The sequence below is a fragment of the Aeromonas sp. OTU364 genome, assembly GCF_038440395.1.
Classification (GTDB): domain Bacteria; phylum Pseudomonadota; class Gammaproteobacteria; order Enterobacterales; family Aeromonadaceae; genus Aeromonas.
The window spans coordinates 1-15,667 of record NZ_JASATR010000031.1 but is presented as its reverse complement, the minus strand read 5'-3'; the positions used below and the strand labels follow the sequence as shown (position 1 = coordinate 15,667).

Below are 15,667 nucleotides of genomic sequence, written 5' to 3'. Positions count from 1 at the left end.
TCGATCAAGTAATTTGCAGATGTTTTATCGCTAGAATGGCGACATATTGAACATCCCGTTAAGGAGTTAGAGATGGAGCTGTATCTCGATACCGCCGATGTGGCGGCAGTGCGTCGCTGGTCACGGATCCTGCCGTTGGCCGGAGTCACCACCAACCCTTCCATTACTGCCGCCGGGGGATTGCCGCTCTGCGAGCTGCTGCCCGCCCTGCGCGACGTGCTGGGACCCAAGGCTCGACTGTTTGCCCAGGTGATGGCCAAAACCGAAACCGAGATGGTGCGCGAGGCATTTGCCCTGCGTGAGCTGGACCCGGATCTGGTGATCAAGATCCCGGTATGCGCAGAGGGGCTGGCGGCCATCAAGAGCCTGACCGCCAACGGTGTGCCGACCCTGGGTACCGCTGTCTATACCCCGTTGCAAGGCTGGCTGGCGGCGGTGGCGGGCGCAGAATATGTCGCTCCCTATGTGAACCGGCTGGATGCCCAGGGGGGCGATGGCATCGCCACCGTGCAGGAGCTGCAACAGCTGCTTGAGCTGCATGCACCGAACAGCAAAGTGCTGGCGGCGTCATTTCGCACTCCCCGTCAGGCCCTTGACTGCCTGCTGGCCGGTTGCCAGTCCATCACCTTGCCGCTCGATGTGGCGGAGCAGCTGCTGAACGTGCCTGCGGTGGATGCGGCGCTGGTGAAGTTTGATCAGGATTGGCAGCGCGCCTTCGGCCGCTGATTGCAGTGATAGAGGGGGGAGGGTGAAGAGGCGCGGGTGATGGGGATTGACCGACTAGACTTGAAAGAGGTGGCCACCTTCGCTGGCCGCCTTGCTGTCTACCGGAGGTATCCCATGAGCGACCATACCCTGCTGCCCCATGGTGAGGATCTGCGCCGTGCCGTACGCTGGCTCAGCGAACACCATGAACACGACATCCGGGCCATCGAAGAGGCCTGCGTCCGCTTCGATCTCTCCCCGCTGGATGAGGAGTTCCTCCTCCGCTATTGCCGCGAGCAGGCACCGGAGTCCCAGGTTCGCTAGACGAAGTTGGCCAGGTTGATGCCAAACTCCTTGGGATCGACCGTGCTCTCTATGCTCTCCTGCCCCCCATTTCTGGCGAGATCCAGCCACTGCACCTCGAGGTAGTGGCGCTGGGTGGCGTGATAGATCACCTTGACCAGCGGCTTGAGCGGCTGCTGTTCGTTGCGCTGCATCACGACCGCCAGCCGCTGGTTGGAGAGCTGCACCAGGGTGCCCACCGGATAGACCCCCATGCACTTGATGAACTTGGTGACCAGCTCGGCATCAAAGTGCTGGTTGATGCCTTTGAGCAGGATGCGAAACGCCTGGGTCGGCTGCATCCCCTGCTTGTAGACCCTGTCTGCCGTCACCGCATCGTAGACATCGACGATGCCGCTCATGCGGGTATAGAGGGAGAGCTGATCCCCCTTGAGCCGCTGCGGATAGCCGGTGCCATCGAGGCGCTCGTGGTGGTTGGCGGCCACCTCCAGCATGGTGGGGGTGATGCCGGCGGTATTGCTGAGGATGTCGTAGCTGTGCACCACGTGCTGGCGCATCACGCCAAACTCCTCGTCGGTCAGCTTGCCCGGCTTGTTGAGCACCTCGTCCGGGGTCATGATCTTGCCCACGTCGTGGAGCAGGCCGCCCAGGGTCAGCTCCTTGAGCACGCTGCGCTCAAGCCCGAGATAACGGCCGAAGTTGGCGAGCAGTATGGCCACGTTCATGGAGTGTTCCATCAGGTAGGCATCCTTGGCCCGGATCCGCGCCAGACAGAGCATGGCGTCGCCATGGGTGAACATGGTGTCCACCATCTCCTCGGCGACCGCCGCCAGCGGGGTGATGTCGATGGGTTCCCCGGCCTTGAGGTGGCGAATGAACTTGCCCTGCAGCTCGCGCGCCTCCTGATAGAGGCGGCGGATCTTGAGCTCGCGCCCTTCGCCACTGCCTGCGGGACGCGCCGAGCCGGCGCTTTGGGCCGGGCTCGGGGAGACGACCTGCTCGATCCCGGGCAGTTTGCTGCGGGCGAGATCCACCCGCACCGTCAGCACGCCGCGGCGGATCAGCGCATCCACCTGCTGACGGTTGGTCACCAGCCCCGTCTGGGCGATTTCCATGGCGCCGGTCTGGCTGGCGATGGCTAACACGTACATGCCAGGTTGCAACTGGTTGACGGGGATGACGGGATGAGGCTGAGTCGGCTTCATGGTGGCTTCCTGGGATTATTATTATGCGTGTTGTCGGCGCTCTGTCGGCAGTCTATCACTGGCACATCATGGCGTCAGGCGCCATCTGTCTAACTTCTCCCTTAGTGCTGGCGTTGTGGGGGCCGGCCTATATAATGACGCCCCTTGATAACGTTGGATTCCGAGGTTTTGTGCATGCGGCTCGATAAATTTCTTTGCGATTGCTCCGATTTGACCCGTTCCCAGGCGGGCAAGCTGATCCGTCAGGGGGAGGTGATGGTGGACGGTATCCTGGTCAAGCAGCCCGCCTTCCACATCAATGAGCAGAGCCTGATCGAGTTTGATGGCGTGACCTTGACCCTGAATCAGCAGAATCGCTACTTCATGCTGCACAAGCCGGAAGGCTACGTCTGCTCCAACGAGGATCCCGATCACGCCACCGTGTTCCACCTGCTGGATGAGCCCGCCATGGGCAAGCTGCACGTGGTGGGCCGGCTCGATCTCGACACCACAGGCCTGGTGCTGATCACCGACGATGGCAAGTGGTCCCACCGCATCACCTCGCCGCGCCACGAGTGTGCCAAGACCTATCATGTCTGGCTGGCCGACCCCGTGAGCGAGGATGCCATCTCGCTGTTTGAAGATGGCGTCTACCTGCGCAACGAGACCGACAAGACCCGTCCCGCCCAGCTGGAGATCCTGGGGGAGTGCGAGGCCAGGTTGACCATTCACGAGGGCAAGTACCACCAGGTGAAGCGGATGTTTGCCGCCATCGGCAACAAGGTGATAGGGCTGCATCGGGAGCGGATCGGGGCGCTCGGCCTGGACGACGAGCTGGCACCGGGGGAATACCGGGAGCTGACTGCCGAGGAAGTGGCCCAGTTTTAATCACGCCATCCGACGGCGAACGTTCGCAATGAGGTTACCGCGTCCGATTGCGCCGCGACGCGGCTAATCGAACCGACAGAACCAATTGCATTTTGTAGGTTCGAATAGCGAAGCGTATTCGGATGAGCTCGATGATTGGGCGCAGGTTGGCGCTGAGCGAAGCCCAGCATCAACCCCCGACTGACCCCGCTCCCAGTACCAAGGCCGTGCCCAGGGTGGCCAGCAGGGCGCCGGCCCAAGCGGGCAGGGCAGGGCGCACCCCCGAGTGCCACCACAGCAGGGGCAGCAGTATGACCGGGGTGGTGGAGGAGAGGATGGCCACCATGCCCACGTCCCCCTGGCGCAGAGCCACCAGGATGAGCGTCATCCCCAGGGCCATCGCCAGGAAGCCGTTGATGCCTATCATGCCAAGCACCTGGCGATTGATGGGGTTGTGCGGCATGGCCAGGGGCACCCTCAGCACCCGCAGGGCACAGTGCGCCAGCAGGGCGCTCCCCATGCGGATGCCGGAGGCGCTCACCGCGTCCACGTTGCCAGCCATCATCACCGGCTTGGCGATGATGGCTCCCAGGCTCTGACACAGGGCCGCGGTCAGGCCGAGCGCGATGCCGACGGCGAGGTGGCCGCGCACCTGTTCCCACTCGTTGTGCTGTTGCGCCTGCTGCGGGTTGCCACGGCGGCCGAACAGGATGGCGAGCATGACCCCGGCCAGTACCAGCAAGGCCCCCATCAGACGCCAGCCACCGAGTTGTTCGCCAAACAGCCAGAGCCCGAGCAGGGCGGAGAAGAGCGCGTGGCAGGAGAACAACAAGCCGCTGCGCCTGGGCCCCAGCCGGTTCATGCAGGCAAATAGTGCGGTGTCACCGATGAAGATGCCGATGAGCCCCGACAACGCCAGCAGTGGCAGGGCGCTCTCGGTGAGGGTCTGCCAGCCCCCCGTGACCAGGCTGACGCTGGCCAGCATCAGGCTGACCAGAAACATCCGCCAGCGGCTGTAGGCAAAGGCCCCCAGATGGCGTGCCGGTTTGACGGAAATCAGGGCTGCGACGGCCCATAAACTGGCGGCAGCCAGCGCCAGCCACTCATACCCCATAAAGACCCCTGAACCGGTAGAAATCAGCCGGGCTGATGCCTGCATCGAGCGCCATGGCGGCCTGACTGACCTTCATGCGAGGCGAGTCGAGGGGGCCGTCAGGCGGTCTTGCACACCCGTGGCTGACAGTTGGGAAAAATCCCCTGAAAAAAATAGCCCGAAAGACTCCATCTGCCGGGCAAGCCCGATACAATACGGGGCGTCTTCGGGGATAACAAGCGCGGCATCATGCATTCGTTTTAAGGCGCGCCGCCGGCCTTCCCCCTTCTTGAAATAAAGTGAATTGAACGAGGTTGATCTCATGCTTTACCGTTTCGCCGCCCGGCCAGCCCGTCGCTGGCTCTCTCCCATGCTGCTCGGACTGATGCTGGCGCCGCCGTTGCAGGCGACCACAGTGGTGCAGCAGCCTGCGCTCTCTGACAGACAGACCCTGGTCAAGGGCAACGGCGCCGAACCCGAGTCCCTCGACCCTGCCCAGATCCGCTCCGGTTTCCCGGGGGAGGTGGTGCTGGTGGACTTGTTCGAGGGGCTGGTCAGCGAGGATGGGCAGGGCAGGATAGTGCCGGCCCAGGCCCAGCGCTGGGAGACGCGCGAGGATGGCCTGGTGTGGCGCTTCTTCCTGCGCCCGCAGCTCAAGTGGTCCAACGGCGAGCCACTCACCGCCCGGGATTTCGTCTACGCCTGGCGGCGTCTGCTGAGCCCGGCGCAGGCCTCGCCCTCCGCCGGTCTCTTGCTGGCGACCGGCATCAACAATGCTCAGTCCATCTATGCCGGTGCCCTCGATCTCGATGCCCTGGGGGTGGAGGCCGAGAGCGATCAGATCCTCAAGGTGACCCTGGAGCGGCCCGTGCCCTACTTCCTGCAGCTCATCAGCCAGCGCCCCTTCGTGCCGGTCAACGAGCGGGCCATCACCCAGTTTGGCAAGCAGTGGACCCAGCCTGGCAAGCTGGTCAGCAACGGCCCCTACCGGCTGGTGAACTGGGTGCCGAACGAGCGCATCGAAGCCGAGCGCAACCCCCAGTACTGGGATGATGCCCACACCCGGATCCAGCGGGTGACCTATCTGCCCCTGGCTTCCCAGCACGCGGAGCGGCTGCGCTACGAGGCGGGAGAGATCCAGCTCACCAACAAGGTGGCGCTGGAGTACTACCAGAAGACCATGGAAGAGACCCCGGAGCGGATCTGGGGCCTGCCGCTGCTGGGGACCTACCTCTATACCTTCAACCTGCGCCGTCCCGAACTGCAGGATGTGCGGGTGCGTCAGGCGCTCTCCATGGCCATGGATCGCCGCCTGCTGACCGAGAAGGTGAGCGGTCAGGGGGAGCGGCCGGCCTGGTCCCTGCTGCCCGGCATGCCGGATTACGAAGAGCTGGGTTCGGCGCTGGCCCTGGAGGACATGCCGACCCGTCTGGCCAGGGCCGCTGCCCTGCTGACGGAGGCGGGCTACAACAGCGCCCACCCCCTCAAGCTGACGCTGACCTACAACACCTCGGAGAATCACAAGAAGCTGGCCCTGGCGGTCGCGGCCATGTGGAAGCCGCTGGGGGTGGAGGTCACCCTCAACAACATGGAGTGGAATGCTTATCAGGTGGCCAAGGACAGCGGCGACTTCATGCTGGCCCGCTCCTTCTTGTTTGGTGACTATGTCGAGCCCTCGTCCATGCTGGGCAGTTTCCGCTGTCAGGATCCCCAGAACGAGAGCGGCTACTGCAACCCGGCCTTCGACGGCCTGTTGCAACAGGCCGCTGACTCTCTGGATGGTGCCGCCCGAACCGGGCTCTACCGCAAGGCCGAGCAACTGCTGATGGAGGAGATGCCCGTCATCCCCGTCTATCACTACAACCAGATGAGGCTGGTGGACCCCGCCCTGCGCGGCCTGCCGAGCAGCAACCTGAAGGGGGCCATCGCCACCAAGGATCTCTACTTCAGCCAGCCATGAGGAGTGTGCGATGAAGATAGCCATCATTTCCGATCTGCACGGCAGCCTGCCTGCTCTGGAGCAGGTGCTGGCGCAGCTTGCCCCCTGGCAGCCGGATCACTATCTGTTGCTGGGGGATCTGCTCAACCACGGCCCGCGAAATCCGGTGCCGGCGGGTTATGAGCCTGCCGCCGTGGCGGCGCGGCTCAACCAGCTGGCCCCCCGGATCATGGCGGTGCGGGGCAACTGCGATTCCGAGGTGGATCAGATGCTGCTGCACTTCCCCATCACGGCCCCCTACAACCAGTTGCTGGTGGACGGGCGGCGCTGGTTCGTCAGCCATGGTCATCTCTATGATCCCGAGGCGGTGCCCTTGCCGGCGGGCAGCCTCTTCATCAGCGGCCATACCCACCTGCCCGTATTACGACGAGAAGCGCGGCAAGAAGGGGAACTGGTGCTGGTGAACCCGGGATCCATCTGTTTTCCGAGGGGAGAATGGGCGGCCAGCTATGGCCGGTATGAAGATGGCGTCATGAGCATTCATGCCTGCCACGACGGGGCAAGGCTGATGGAACTGGTGCTCTGACGGCCTGGCATCAAGAGAAGGAAGGAGAGAGGATTAGGCCTTGATACCCAGGGAGCGGGTGCCGGAGCGGGTATTGCCCTTGGCGTCATAGGTCAAGGAGTTGCTGTCTCGCAACTTGCTGAGAAAGCTCGCCAGGCGGCGATTGGAGATGATGCTGAGCTCGAGCAGCCGACCGTTGAGGTTGTTCTGCTCCTGACAGGCTTCCAGCTTGGCTTGCAGGGCCTGCACCTGGTCCGGGAAGGCGCCGAGTTGTTGCTGCAGATCGGGCAGCTCGGCCAATGTCTTGTCTAGGGTCTCGATGGCCTCAAGCAGTTGCTGCTTGCGTTCGGCCAGCGCCGGCAAGGCCAGGGCCCGGTGTGCCTTGAGCAGGTCAAACTCCTCTGCCAGCAAACCTTGCATCTGGGAGAGGTTGTCGTCCTGGGCGTGCAGCAGCGAAGGCAGTTCCATCATCCCAGCCGTTTGTCCAGATCCGCTTCGAAGCTGAACATCTTCCTGGCCACGGCTTCGCTGTTGACCTTGTATTCCCCACTGGCCACGGCCTTCTTCAGGCTTTCGACGCGGCTCTCGTTACCGGTGGAGGCGGTGTTGAGGGTCTTCTGCATCTGTTGCAATTGCTGCGCCTCACTGGTCAAGGAGACAGAGTCGGTCTTGACGGTCGCCGCACGATTGTTCTCGGCAGAGGTCGCGGACTTGGTGGCTACACCCTGACTGGTCCCACTGTTTTGCAACCGGCTGTTTGCCAAGTTGTTGATATTGTTGATAGCCATACGGTTTACCTTCGTCTGCTTTGCTGTTCGCTTACCTGTTTATCGGTGACGGCGGTCAGAACTTTAGAAAAAAATTGCTGCATTAATAAAACAGTCAGAATGTGACCACCACAGAGCCGACGGCACTCACCTGGCCCTGCACCGCTCTGCCCGAACGAATGTTGACGAGCCTGATCATGTCTCCGAAGCTGCCATCTTGCAAGGCTCGGGCCATGGTTTTGATCTGCATGCTGCTGTTTTCCGCACTCAGGGTGACCTGGTCCCCCTTGCAGACCACGCAGACCTGGGTGAGCCTGATTGGCTGGCCCGGTTTGAGTTCACGCTTGCTGCGCACCCCGATGAGGGAGGCCGGGTCGGTGAGATAGTCACCGCGGATCAGGGTCTGATCCTGGTAGGCCAGGGTCAGCATGGATTCGCTCAGTATGTCCCCCTTGGCCACGGGGACCGCGACGGTGACATAGGGTTTCTGGATGCTGACCCGCACCGGGAGGTAGAGATCCCAGGGTTTGTCTCCCTCGCACTTGAGGTAGACGGTGGTGTTGCGGCGGATCTCCATCTTGGCCGGGAGGGAGATAGTCAGCCCCTCTTCGCAGTGGTTCAGGGGGAGGCGCTCATCTATGGTACCGGCGGTCACCTCGGCCTGGGCGTCGAGGGGGACATCCAGCTGGTCGAGGACGAATGTCTGTGCCTGCTCCTGCAGATAGTCGGTCACCTCGGATGCCATGGCGTGAGAGAGGCTGCAAAACGGCAGTAAGATGAGGAAAAGTCTATTAATCATTTTTGCTTACCGGTCGATAAGTTGTTCACGTACACCATCGCAGTTAACTATGCTTGCTGCAGATTTCGGTTGTCGAGACATCGATAGTCTGATGCAAGCCAATGTGCATGCACATACAACATGCACGATCAGTGCCAAGCGTTTTTTAGGGAGTGTTTATGGCGAGTATTCTGGACTCGGTCAACCAACGGACCCAGCTGGTGGGACAAAACCGGTTGGAGCTGCTGCTGTTTCGTCTCAACGGACGTCAAAGATTTGGCATCAACGTATTCAAGGTACGTGAGGTGCTGCAGTGCCCTCCCTTGACCGTCATGCCCAAGCTCAACTCCTGCATTCGCGGTGTGGCGCACATTCGTGGTCAGACCATCTCGGTGATCGATCTCAGCATGGCGATGGGCAAGCGCCCCATCCAGGACATCTCCAAGTGCTTCATCATCATCTCCGAGTACAACAGATCCGTTCAGGGGTTCCTGGTCCATTCGGTCGAGCGCATCATCAACATGAACTGGGAGTCCATCCTGCCGCCCCCCAAGGGCGCCGGTCGCATCAACTACATGACGGCGGTGACCGAGGTGGATGGCGAGCTGGTGGAGATCCTGGACGTGGAGCGCATTCTCAACGAGATCTCGCCGGTCTCCACCGAGGTGAGTGCCGAGCTGGTGGAAGCCAGCGTGGAGCGCAACCCCCACGGCCGTCCCGTGCTGGTCGCCGACGACTCTTCGGTGGCGCGCAAGCAGGTACAGCGGGCGCTGGAGGCCATCGGGGTGCAGTGCGTGCTGGCCAAGGATGGACGGGAGGCCCTCAACATGTTGCTGGAGATGGCCAAGCAGGGCCCCATCCTCGATCAGATTGCCCTGGTCATCTCCGACATCGAGATGCCGGAGATGGATGGCTACACCTTCACCGCCGAGATCCGCAACAATCCCAACCTCAAGGATTTGCATGTTATCCTGCACACATCCCTCAGTGGGGTGTTCAATCAGGCCATGGTGCAGAAAGTTGGTGCGAACAACTTCATTGCCAAATTCCAGCCTGATGAGTTGGCCAAGGCCGTACAAGGCGCCCTCTAATAAAGAAGAACAACTGCATGAAGACACTTTCGGACGACTTATACAGGCAATTCAGCAATTTTCTGGCGCAGCAGAGCGGCATAGTGCTGGGTGACAACAAACAGTATCTGGTCAAGAGCCGTCTGTCGCCCTTGATGACTCAGTTTGGTATCGAGAGTCTGTCTGAACTGGTGACCCGGGCGATGAACGTGCGCGAGCGGGAGCTCAAGATGGCCGTGGTCGATGCCATGACCACCAATGAAACCCTGTGGTTTCGCGATACCTACCCGTTCCAGCTGCTGAGTGACAAGATCTTCCCCGAGCTCGGCAAGAGTGGTCGTCCCATCAAGATCTGGTCTGCGGCCTCCTCCTCCGGGCAGGAGCCTTACTCCATCGCCATGACGGCGCTGGAGCAGCAGGTCAAACGCCCCGGCACCTTGCCGGGCGGGGTGCAGATAGTGGGGACCGACATCTCCAGCACCATGCTCAACCAGTGCAAGGAGGGGGTCTACGACAGCCTGGCACTGGCTCGCGGCCTGTCACCCGAGCGCAAGCGGCTGTTCTTTGAGCCCTGCGGCGACAACAAGATGCGGGTATCGGAGCGTGTCAGAAAATTGACCAGCTTCCGGCCCCTGAACCTGCTGGAGAGCTACAGCCTGCTCGGCAAGTTTGACATCATCTTCTGTCGCAACGTGCTCATCTACTTTGCGCCAGAGGTGAAGTCCAAGATCCTCAACCAGTTTGCCAGCAGCCTCAATCCTGGCGGCTATCTGATGCTGGGGGCCTCGGAGTCCCTGGCGGGCCTCACCGACAAGTTCGAGATGATCCGCTGCAACCCCGGCATCGTCTACAAGGTCAAATAACTCCCCCCTCGTCCCTCTTTGGCACACCTCTTGCTAAACATTCGTGAAGCAGGAGGTGCGCTATGGCAATTTCATTCGACAAGGCATTCGGTGTTCACCAGTACACGCTGAGCGTTCGCGCCAAGCGTGCGGAGGTGCTATCGAGCAACATCGCCAACGCGGATACGCCGGGCTTCAAGGCCCGTGACATCAACTTCTCCCAGGCGTTGCAGGATGCCCAGAGCCAGCAAGGGTTCGGGCTGTCCACCACCAGCGAGAAGCATTTCGCTTTGCAGATGGATGCCCCCGGGTCGACCCAGTATCGCAACCCCCTGCAACCGGATACAGGTGACGGCAATACGGTGGATGTGCAGCAGGAGCGCAGCGAGTTCCTGCGCAACAGCCTCGAGTACCAGGCCTCCCTCGAATTCATGAATGGCAAGATAAGCGGCCTGCTCAAGGCGTTGAAAGGAGATCAGTAATGAGTTTGTTCAAGGTCTTTGACATTGCAGGCTCTGCCATGAGCGCGCAGTCCGTCCGTCTCAATACGGTGGCCAGCAACATGGCCAACGCCGACAGCGTCAGCTCCAGCGTGGAAAAAACTTACCATGCCAGGCGGCCAGTCTTTGCCGCCCAGCTGGATCAGGCCATGTCGGACAAGCAGGCCTCGGTGGGGGTGGATGTGAAGGGCATAGTCGAGAGCGATGCGCCGCTGCTCAAGGAGTACAACCCGAACCACCCCATGGCGGACAAGGATGGCTTCATCTTCAAGCCCAACGTCAACATGGTGGAGGAGATGGCGGACATGATAGCGGCGTCGCGCAGTTACCAGACCAACGTCCAGGTGGCGGATGCGGCGAAGAAGATGCTGCAGCAGACGCTCGGCCTCGGCAAGTCCTGATAGAGGTGAACCCGGATGACAGTGATCAGTGACGGCCTGCATGGCCGCGACCATGGGTTCGACCCGTACGGCGCCCGGCAAACCCGGACAGAGGGGGAATCCTAAGTGGCAGATACCTATGACAGCCTGCTGGGGGTCAACCGGACGTCGTCCGCCCAGACCAATACCACCAACACCACGACCCAGAAGAAGGAGCTGGATCAGGAGTCCTTCCTGAAGCTGCTGACCATGCAGCTCTCCTACCAGGATCCGTTCAAGCCGGTGGACAACGCCCAGATGCTCTCCCAGATGACCTCGATGTCGACGTCCCAGGGGATCAGCAGCCTCTCCACCCAGATGGAGAGCCTCAACAGCCTGATGACTTCCAGCCAGGCGCTGCAGGCCTCGGCCCTGGTGGGCCAGAACGTGCTCATTCCCTCCAACACTGGTTATCTGGAGAAGGGGAGCACCCTCTCCGGCGTCATCGCCACCGGGGACGGTGGCAGCAACGTCAAGGTGACGGTGAAGGACGAAAGCGGTCAGGTGATCAAGGAGTTCTCCATCGAAGGGGATCAGAAGGGGAACGTGGCCTTCGAGTGGGATGGCCTGGACAAGTCGGGCAATGCCGCCAAGAGCGGGAAGTATTCGATAGAGGCGCACGCCACTGTCAATGGCAAGTCCGAGAGCGTGCCGGCACTGACCTATGCCAAGGTGGAGAGCGTCACGCTGGGTACCAGCACCAACCCCAGCACCCTCAAGCTCAAGGGACTGGGCGGCATCTATCTGACCGATGTATTGGAAATTGGCGGGACGACCGGCAAGTCGATCACGACGCCGACCTCGACCCCTAACGCAGTGATCTAAGGAGAAAGACATGTCATTCAACAATGCCCTCAGCGGCATCAATGCGGCTCAAAAAGACCTGAACGTCACCGCGAACAACATTGCCAACGTCAACACCACCGGCTTCAAGGAGTCCCGCGCCGAGTTCGCCGACGTCTACGCCAACTCCATCTTCGTCAACGCCAAGACCCAGGTCGGCAACGGGGTGGCGACGGGGGCGGTGGCGCAGCAGTTCCACCAGGGGGCGCTGCAATTCACCAACAACGCGCTGGATCTCGCCATCCAGGGCAACGGTTTCTTCGTGACTTCCGATGGCCTGACCAACCTGGATCGCAGCTACACCCGCTCCGGCGCCTTCAAGCTCAACGAAAGCAGCTACATGGTCAGCAACTCCGGCGGTTACCTGCAGGGGTACGAGATCAACGCCGACGGCACCCCCAAGGCGGTGAGCATCAACGCCACCAAGCCCATCCAGATCCCGGACAGGGCCGGCGAGCCGGTCCAGACCTCCAAGATAGAGGCCAGCTTCAACCTGCCGTCCACCGCCTCGCCGCTGGCGGCGGGCAATGGCGCCGCCGATGCCTCCAAGTTCGATCCCAAGGATTCGAGCACCTACTCCTCTTCCACCTCTGTGGTGGTCTACGACTCCCTGGGGGAGCCGCACACCATCACCCAGTACTTCGTCAAGGAGGCGGATCCCGCGAACCTGACCCAGCCTGCGAGCCCGACGGCCTGGCGCATGTACATGTATGAAGGGGACAAGCCCATCGACGTCGTGGGCGGTACTGCCACTACCATGGCCACAGGTGTCAGCCAGGCCCCCCTGAGCGCCCGCGTCACCTTCGATGCCTCCGGCAAGATGCAGACCCCCACCACGCCGGCCATCATCAAGACCGAGCCGCTGGGCACTCCGGGCGCCGGTATCATCACCAATGGCGCCGATGGCACCCAGGAGATCGAGCTCAAGCTCGGCACCGTGACCCAGTACGCCTCGCCGTTCGAGGTCAACAAATTGACCCAGGATGGCTCCACCGTCGGCCGGCTGACCAAGGTCGAGATCGGGGCGGACGGCATAGTCTCGGCGACCTACAGCAACGCCACCACCGTCAAGGTGGCCATGGTGGCCATGGCCAAGTTCGCCAACTCCCAGGGGCTGACCCAGGTGGGGGACACCTCCTGGCGCCAGTCCCTGCTCTCCGGTGATGCCCTGCCGGGCACCCCGAACTCCGGTACCTTCGGCTCCATCAAGTCGTCGGCCCTGGAGCAGTCCAACGTGGACTTGACCACAGAGCTGGTGGACCTCATCACCGCCCAGCGCAACTTCCAGGCGAACTCCCGCTCCCTGGAAGTGAACAGCTCACTGCAGCAGAACATACTGCAGATCCGCTAAGTCTTTTCGCGGTGACAAGGGGCGCTCATGCGCCCCTTGTCGTTTCCGATGCGGCGCTTTTTCCTCCGCTGTTTCACCCTTCCCATATCTCTTGGCACTCAATTTGCAGTTGTCCTGCGAGAGTCATCTGTTTGACGGAGGATCCCATGGATCACCTGCTTTATATCGCCATGTCCGGGGCCAAGGAGAACATGAACAGTCTGGCTGTGCGTGGCAACAACCTGGCCAACGCCAACACCATCGGCTTCAAGTCTGACTTCGAGCAGGCGCGCAGCATGCAGGCGTTTGGCGAAGGGCTGCCGTCCCGGGTGTTCGCCATGACGGAGCGGCCGGGTCAGAACCTGCAGCACGGTCTGCTGCAGACCACGGGACGGGATCTTGACGTCGCCGTCGACGGCCCGGGCTGGATTGCGGTGCAGGATCCCAATGGGGCAGAGGCCTATACCCGCATGGGCAACCTGCAGCTCAATGCCACCGGCAATCTGCAGACCTCCACCGGGCTCAACGTGGTGGATGACGCAGGCCAGCCCATAGTGCTGCCCCTGCCCATGGAGAAGATCGAGATCAACCGGGATGGCACCATCAGCGGCCGTCCCGAGGGGGCCGCCGCCAACCTGCCGGAGGATTTCCAGCGCATCAAGCTGGTCAACCCTCCCAGCGATGCGGTGGAGAAGGGGCAGGATGGCCTGTTTCGCCGCAAGGATGGCCAGAAGGAAGCCGCCTCTGCCGAGGTCGGCCTGCTGGCTGGCTCCCTCGAGGGGAGCAACGTCAACGTGGTCGACGAGATGACCAACCTTATTCGTTTGCAACGTCAGTTCGAAACTCAGGTCAAGATCATGAAGACCGCCGAGGAGAATGACGAGGCCCAAACCCAGCTGCTGCGTATCAGCTAATCAAGGAGCATTAAATGAATCCTGCACTCTGGATCAGCAAGACCGGCCTCGATGCCCAGCAGACCAACATTTCGGTCACCTCGAACAACCTGGCGAACGCCAGCACCGTAGGCTACAAGAAGGCCCGCGCCATCTTCGAGGATCTGCTCTATCAGAACATCAACCAGCCAGGTGGCCGCTCCTCGGCGGATACCGAGCTGCCCTCCGGCCTGATGCTGGGGGCGGGGGCCAAGGTGGTCGCCACCCAGAAAAACCACAGCCAGGGCAACGTCCAGACCACGGACAACTCCCTGGACTTGATGATAAGCGGCCGCGGCTACTTCGAGATCCAGCTGCCGGACGGCAGCGCGGCCTACACCCGCAACGGCCAGTTCACCCTCAATGACGAGGGCACCATAGTCACCCCGGGCAACGGCTACCCGCTGCAGCCGGAGATCCAGATCCCCGAGAACGCCCAGAGCGTGACCGTGGGGGAGGATGGCCAGGTCTCCGTCCAGCTCAAGGGGGATGGCCAGTCCCAGGTGGTGGGCCAGATCAACACCACCGACTTCGTCAATCCGACCGGCCTGCAACCCATGGGGGAGAACTTGTTCCTCGAGACCCAGTCGAGTGGCGCCCCCATCCAGGGGACGGCAGGTGCGGACGGACTGGGGGTGATCAAGCAGGGCATGCTGGAGACCTCCAACGTCAACGTGACCGAGGAGCTGGTGAACCTGATCCAGGCCCAGCGGGTCTACGAGATGAACTCCAAGGTCATCTCGGCAGTAGACTCCATGATGTCCTTCCTGACCCAGCGGACCTGATGAAAGGAGATCCATGATGAAAGCCCTATGGATGCTGGGCCTGCTGACACTGGCAGGCTGTACCAGCACCCCCAATACCGCCAGACCCGACGACCCCGAATTTGCCCCCGTGTATGGCGAGTCGGAGCCGGTGTCGGTGCGCCCGACCGGGGCCATCTTCCAGCCCGAGCAGGTCAACGGCATCTACTCGGACATCAAGGCCCATCGAGTGGGTGACATCATCACCATAGAGCTGGCGGAGTCGACCTCGGCGTCGAAGAAGGCCAATACCCAGAGCGGCAAGGACAACAAGATGGAGCTGGAGCCCGTCACCCTGGGCGGGGTGCCGGTGACGGCGAGCCCCTATGACTTGTCGGCCTCCATCGGCCAGAGCAGTGCGTTCAAGGGCCAGGCCAAGGCGGATCAGAGCAACAGCCTGCAGGGCAACATCTCGGTCAGCGTGGTCAAGGTATTGCCGAACGGCAACCTGCTGGTGCGCGGCGAGAAGTGGATCATGCTCAACAACGGCAACGAATACATTCGCATCACCGGCCTGGTGCGCCCGGAGGACGTGAGTTCGGAGAACAGCGTCTCGTCCCAGCGGGTCGCCAATGCGCGCATCCATTACGGCGGCACCGGCGATCTGGCCAACACCCAGGAACAGGGGTGGCTGACCAGCTTCTTCAATGGCCCCTGGTGGCCCATTTAATACTCGGGCCCCGGGGGGGGGGGGGGGGGCCCGGGGGGGGGGGGGGTTTTTTTGGGT

19 protein-coding genes are annotated in these 15,667 nt (G+C 61.8%); 14 read left to right on the top strand and 5 right to left on the bottom strand.

Going from position 1 to position 15,667, the window contains the following annotated elements:
* The first annotated feature begins 72 nt into the window (after positions 1-72).
* Both fsa and AAHB08_RS20605 read left to right on the top strand, forming a co-directional pair.
* Positions 73-726 carry a fructose-6-phosphate aldolase gene (fsa, locus tag AAHB08_RS20610; protein ID WP_201994331.1) on the top strand — a complete coding sequence of 218 codons (654 nt, stop codon included), beginning with the start codon at positions 73-75 and terminating at the stop codon, positions 724-726.
* Positions 727-840: 114 nt separating this feature from the next.
* Positions 841-1,029 carry a hypothetical protein gene (locus AAHB08_RS20605; RefSeq protein WP_139434855.1) on the top strand — a complete coding sequence of 63 codons (189 nt, stop codon included), beginning with the start codon at positions 841-843 and terminating at the stop codon, positions 1,027-1,029.
* On the opposite strand, the gene AAHB08_RS20600 is transcribed toward AAHB08_RS20605, so the two are convergent.
* Positions 1,026-2,213, bottom strand: coding sequence for an HD-GYP domain-containing protein (locus AAHB08_RS20600; RefSeq protein ID WP_247626581.1), 1,188 nt, complete (start codon positions 2,211-2,213; stop codon positions 1,026-1,028). The genes AAHB08_RS20605 and AAHB08_RS20600 overlap by 4 nt on opposite strands.
* A 174-nt stretch (positions 2,214-2,387) precedes the next feature.
* Here AAHB08_RS20600 and rsuA point away from each other — a divergent pair, with 174 nt between their 5' ends.
* Positions 2,388-3,080: a 16S rRNA pseudouridine(516) synthase RsuA gene (gene rsuA, locus AAHB08_RS20595; protein ID WP_106886353.1), complete on the top strand. Its 693-nt coding sequence runs from the start codon at positions 2,388-2,390 to the stop codon at positions 3,078-3,080.
* 169 nt (positions 3,081-3,249) lie between these two features.
* Here rsuA and AAHB08_RS20590 read toward each other — a convergent pair whose 3' ends face one another.
* Positions 3,250-4,173 (bottom strand): DMT family transporter, encoded by a 924-nt coding sequence (locus AAHB08_RS20590; protein WP_342059942.1) that lies wholly within the window; start codon positions 4,171-4,173, stop codon positions 3,250-3,252.
* Between the two features lie 301 nt (positions 4,174-4,474).
* Between AAHB08_RS20590 and AAHB08_RS20585 the strand changes: the two genes are divergently transcribed.
* Positions 4,475-6,112: a peptide ABC transporter substrate-binding protein gene (locus AAHB08_RS20585; protein ID WP_139434861.1), complete on the top strand. Its 1,638-nt coding sequence runs from the start codon at positions 4,475-4,477 to the stop codon at positions 6,110-6,112.
* Positions 6,113-6,122: 10 nt separating this feature from the next.
* Positions 6,123-6,677: a phosphodiesterase gene (yfcE, locus tag AAHB08_RS20580; RefSeq protein ID WP_265436683.1), complete on the top strand. Its 555-nt coding sequence runs from the start codon at positions 6,123-6,125 to the stop codon at positions 6,675-6,677.
* Positions 6,678-6,710: 33 nt separating this feature from the next.
* Here yfcE and AAHB08_RS20575 read toward each other — a convergent pair whose 3' ends face one another.
* The 3 genes from AAHB08_RS20575 to flgA all read right to left on the bottom strand — a co-directional run bounded on the left by AAHB08_RS20575 (position 6,711) and on the right by flgA (position 8,144).
* Entirely contained in the window at positions 6,711-7,127 is a 417-nt protein-coding gene (locus AAHB08_RS20575) for a flagella synthesis protein FlgN (RefSeq protein ID WP_342059941.1), read from the bottom strand.
* Positions 7,124-7,444 (bottom strand): flagellar biosynthesis anti-sigma factor FlgM, encoded by a 321-nt coding sequence (flgM, locus tag AAHB08_RS20570; RefSeq protein ID WP_342059940.1) that lies wholly within the window; start codon positions 7,442-7,444, stop codon positions 7,124-7,126. Before flgM ends, AAHB08_RS20575 begins: the two co-directional genes overlap by 4 nt.
* A 94-nt stretch (positions 7,445-7,538) precedes the next feature.
* Entirely contained in the window at positions 7,539-8,144 is a 606-nt protein-coding gene (gene flgA, locus AAHB08_RS20565; protein WP_326490124.1) for a flagellar basal body P-ring formation chaperone FlgA, read from the bottom strand.
* Between the two features lie 236 nt (positions 8,145-8,380).
* Here flgA and AAHB08_RS20560 point away from each other — a divergent pair, with 236 nt between their 5' ends.
* The 9 genes from AAHB08_RS20560 (at position 8,381) to flgH (ending at position 15,610) form a co-directional block, all read left to right on the top strand.
* Entirely contained in the window at positions 8,381-9,292 is a 912-nt protein-coding gene (locus AAHB08_RS20560) for a chemotaxis protein CheV (RefSeq protein WP_025327540.1), read from the top strand.
* A gap of 17 nt (positions 9,293-9,309) precedes the next feature.
* Positions 9,310-10,134 carry a CheR family methyltransferase gene (locus tag AAHB08_RS20555; protein ID WP_005329773.1) on the top strand — a complete coding sequence of 275 codons (825 nt, stop codon included), beginning with the start codon at positions 9,310-9,312 and terminating at the stop codon, positions 10,132-10,134.
* A gap of 62 nt (positions 10,135-10,196) precedes the next feature.
* Complete coding sequence (gene flgB, locus AAHB08_RS20550) at positions 10,197-10,595, top strand: flagellar basal body rod protein FlgB (RefSeq protein WP_005329774.1); 399 nt, start codon at positions 10,197-10,199, stop codon at positions 10,593-10,595.
* Positions 10,595-11,014 (top strand): flagellar basal body rod protein FlgC, encoded by a 420-nt coding sequence (gene flgC / locus AAHB08_RS20545; protein ID WP_005329775.1) that lies wholly within the window; start codon positions 10,595-10,597, stop codon positions 11,012-11,014. The genes flgB and flgC overlap by 1 nt, the downstream gene beginning before the upstream one ends.
* A gap of 105 nt (positions 11,015-11,119) precedes the next feature.
* Positions 11,120-11,857, top strand: coding sequence for a flagellar hook assembly protein FlgD (locus tag AAHB08_RS20540; RefSeq protein WP_202046131.1), 738 nt, complete (start codon positions 11,120-11,122; stop codon positions 11,855-11,857).
* A gap of 10 nt (positions 11,858-11,867) precedes the next feature.
* Positions 11,868-13,226: a flagellar hook protein FlgE gene (gene flgE, locus AAHB08_RS20535; RefSeq protein WP_139434869.1), complete on the top strand. Its 1,359-nt coding sequence runs from the start codon at positions 11,868-11,870 to the stop codon at positions 13,224-13,226.
* A 146-nt stretch (positions 13,227-13,372) separates the two neighbouring features.
* Positions 13,373-14,119, top strand: a complete 747-nt coding sequence (flgF, locus tag AAHB08_RS20530) for a flagellar basal-body rod protein FlgF (protein ID WP_139434871.1) — start codon at positions 13,373-13,375, stop codon at positions 14,117-14,119.
* A gap of 14 nt (positions 14,120-14,133) precedes the next feature.
* The gene (gene flgG / locus AAHB08_RS20525) at positions 14,134-14,922 is read left to right on the top strand and encodes a flagellar basal-body rod protein FlgG (RefSeq protein ID WP_010675290.1); all 789 of its coding nucleotides are present in this window, start codon (positions 14,134-14,136) and stop codon (positions 14,920-14,922) included.
* A 16-nt stretch (positions 14,923-14,938) separates the two neighbouring features.
* Entirely contained in the window at positions 14,939-15,610 is a 672-nt protein-coding gene (flgH, locus tag AAHB08_RS20520; protein WP_139434917.1) for a flagellar basal body L-ring protein FlgH, read from the top strand.
* The last annotated feature ends 57 nt before the right edge of the window (positions 15,611-15,667 follow it).

Excerpts from the sequence above, each read along its gene's own strand:
- AAHB08_RS20575 (WP_342059941.1), bottom strand. The coding sequence starts at position 7,127 with ATGATGGAACTGCCTTCGCTGCTGCACGCCCAGGACGACAACCTCTCC.
- flgB (WP_005329774.1), top strand. The coding sequence starts at position 10,197 with ATGGCAATTTCATTCGACAAGGCATTCGGTGTTCACCAGTACACGCTG.
- AAHB08_RS20600 (WP_247626581.1), bottom strand. The coding sequence starts at position 2,213 with ATGAAGCCGACTCAGCCTCATCCCGTCATCCCCGTCAACCAGTTGCAA.
- flgM (WP_342059940.1), bottom strand. The coding sequence starts at position 7,444 with ATGGCTATCAACAATATCAACAACTTGGCAAACAGCCGGTTGCAAAAC.
- AAHB08_RS20590 (WP_342059942.1), bottom strand. The coding sequence starts at position 4,173 with ATGGGGTATGAGTGGCTGGCGCTGGCTGCCGCCAGTTTATGGGCCGTC.
- rsuA (WP_106886353.1), top strand. The coding sequence starts at position 2,388 with ATGCGGCTCGATAAATTTCTTTGCGATTGCTCCGATTTGACCCGTTCC.
- AAHB08_RS20605 (WP_139434855.1), top strand. The coding sequence starts at position 841 with ATGAGCGACCATACCCTGCTGCCCCATGGTGAGGATCTGCGCCGTGCC.
- flgH (WP_139434917.1), top strand. The coding sequence starts at position 14,939 with ATGAAAGCCCTATGGATGCTGGGCCTGCTGACACTGGCAGGCTGTACC.
- yfcE (WP_265436683.1), top strand. The coding sequence starts at position 6,123 with ATGAAGATAGCCATCATTTCCGATCTGCACGGCAGCCTGCCTGCTCTG.
- flgG (WP_010675290.1), top strand. The coding sequence starts at position 14,134 with ATGAATCCTGCACTCTGGATCAGCAAGACCGGCCTCGATGCCCAGCAG.
- flgE (WP_139434869.1), top strand. The coding sequence starts at position 11,868 with ATGTCATTCAACAATGCCCTCAGCGGCATCAATGCGGCTCAAAAAGAC.
- flgF (WP_139434871.1), top strand. The coding sequence starts at position 13,373 with ATGGATCACCTGCTTTATATCGCCATGTCCGGGGCCAAGGAGAACATG.
- AAHB08_RS20585 (WP_139434861.1), top strand. The coding sequence starts at position 4,475 with ATGCTTTACCGTTTCGCCGCCCGGCCAGCCCGTCGCTGGCTCTCTCCC.
- fsa (WP_201994331.1), top strand. The coding sequence starts at position 73 with ATGGAGCTGTATCTCGATACCGCCGATGTGGCGGCAGTGCGTCGCTGG.
- flgC (WP_005329775.1), top strand. The coding sequence starts at position 10,595 with ATGAGTTTGTTCAAGGTCTTTGACATTGCAGGCTCTGCCATGAGCGCG.
- AAHB08_RS20560 (WP_025327540.1), top strand. The coding sequence starts at position 8,381 with ATGGCGAGTATTCTGGACTCGGTCAACCAACGGACCCAGCTGGTGGGA.
- AAHB08_RS20555 (WP_005329773.1), top strand. The coding sequence starts at position 9,310 with ATGAAGACACTTTCGGACGACTTATACAGGCAATTCAGCAATTTTCTG.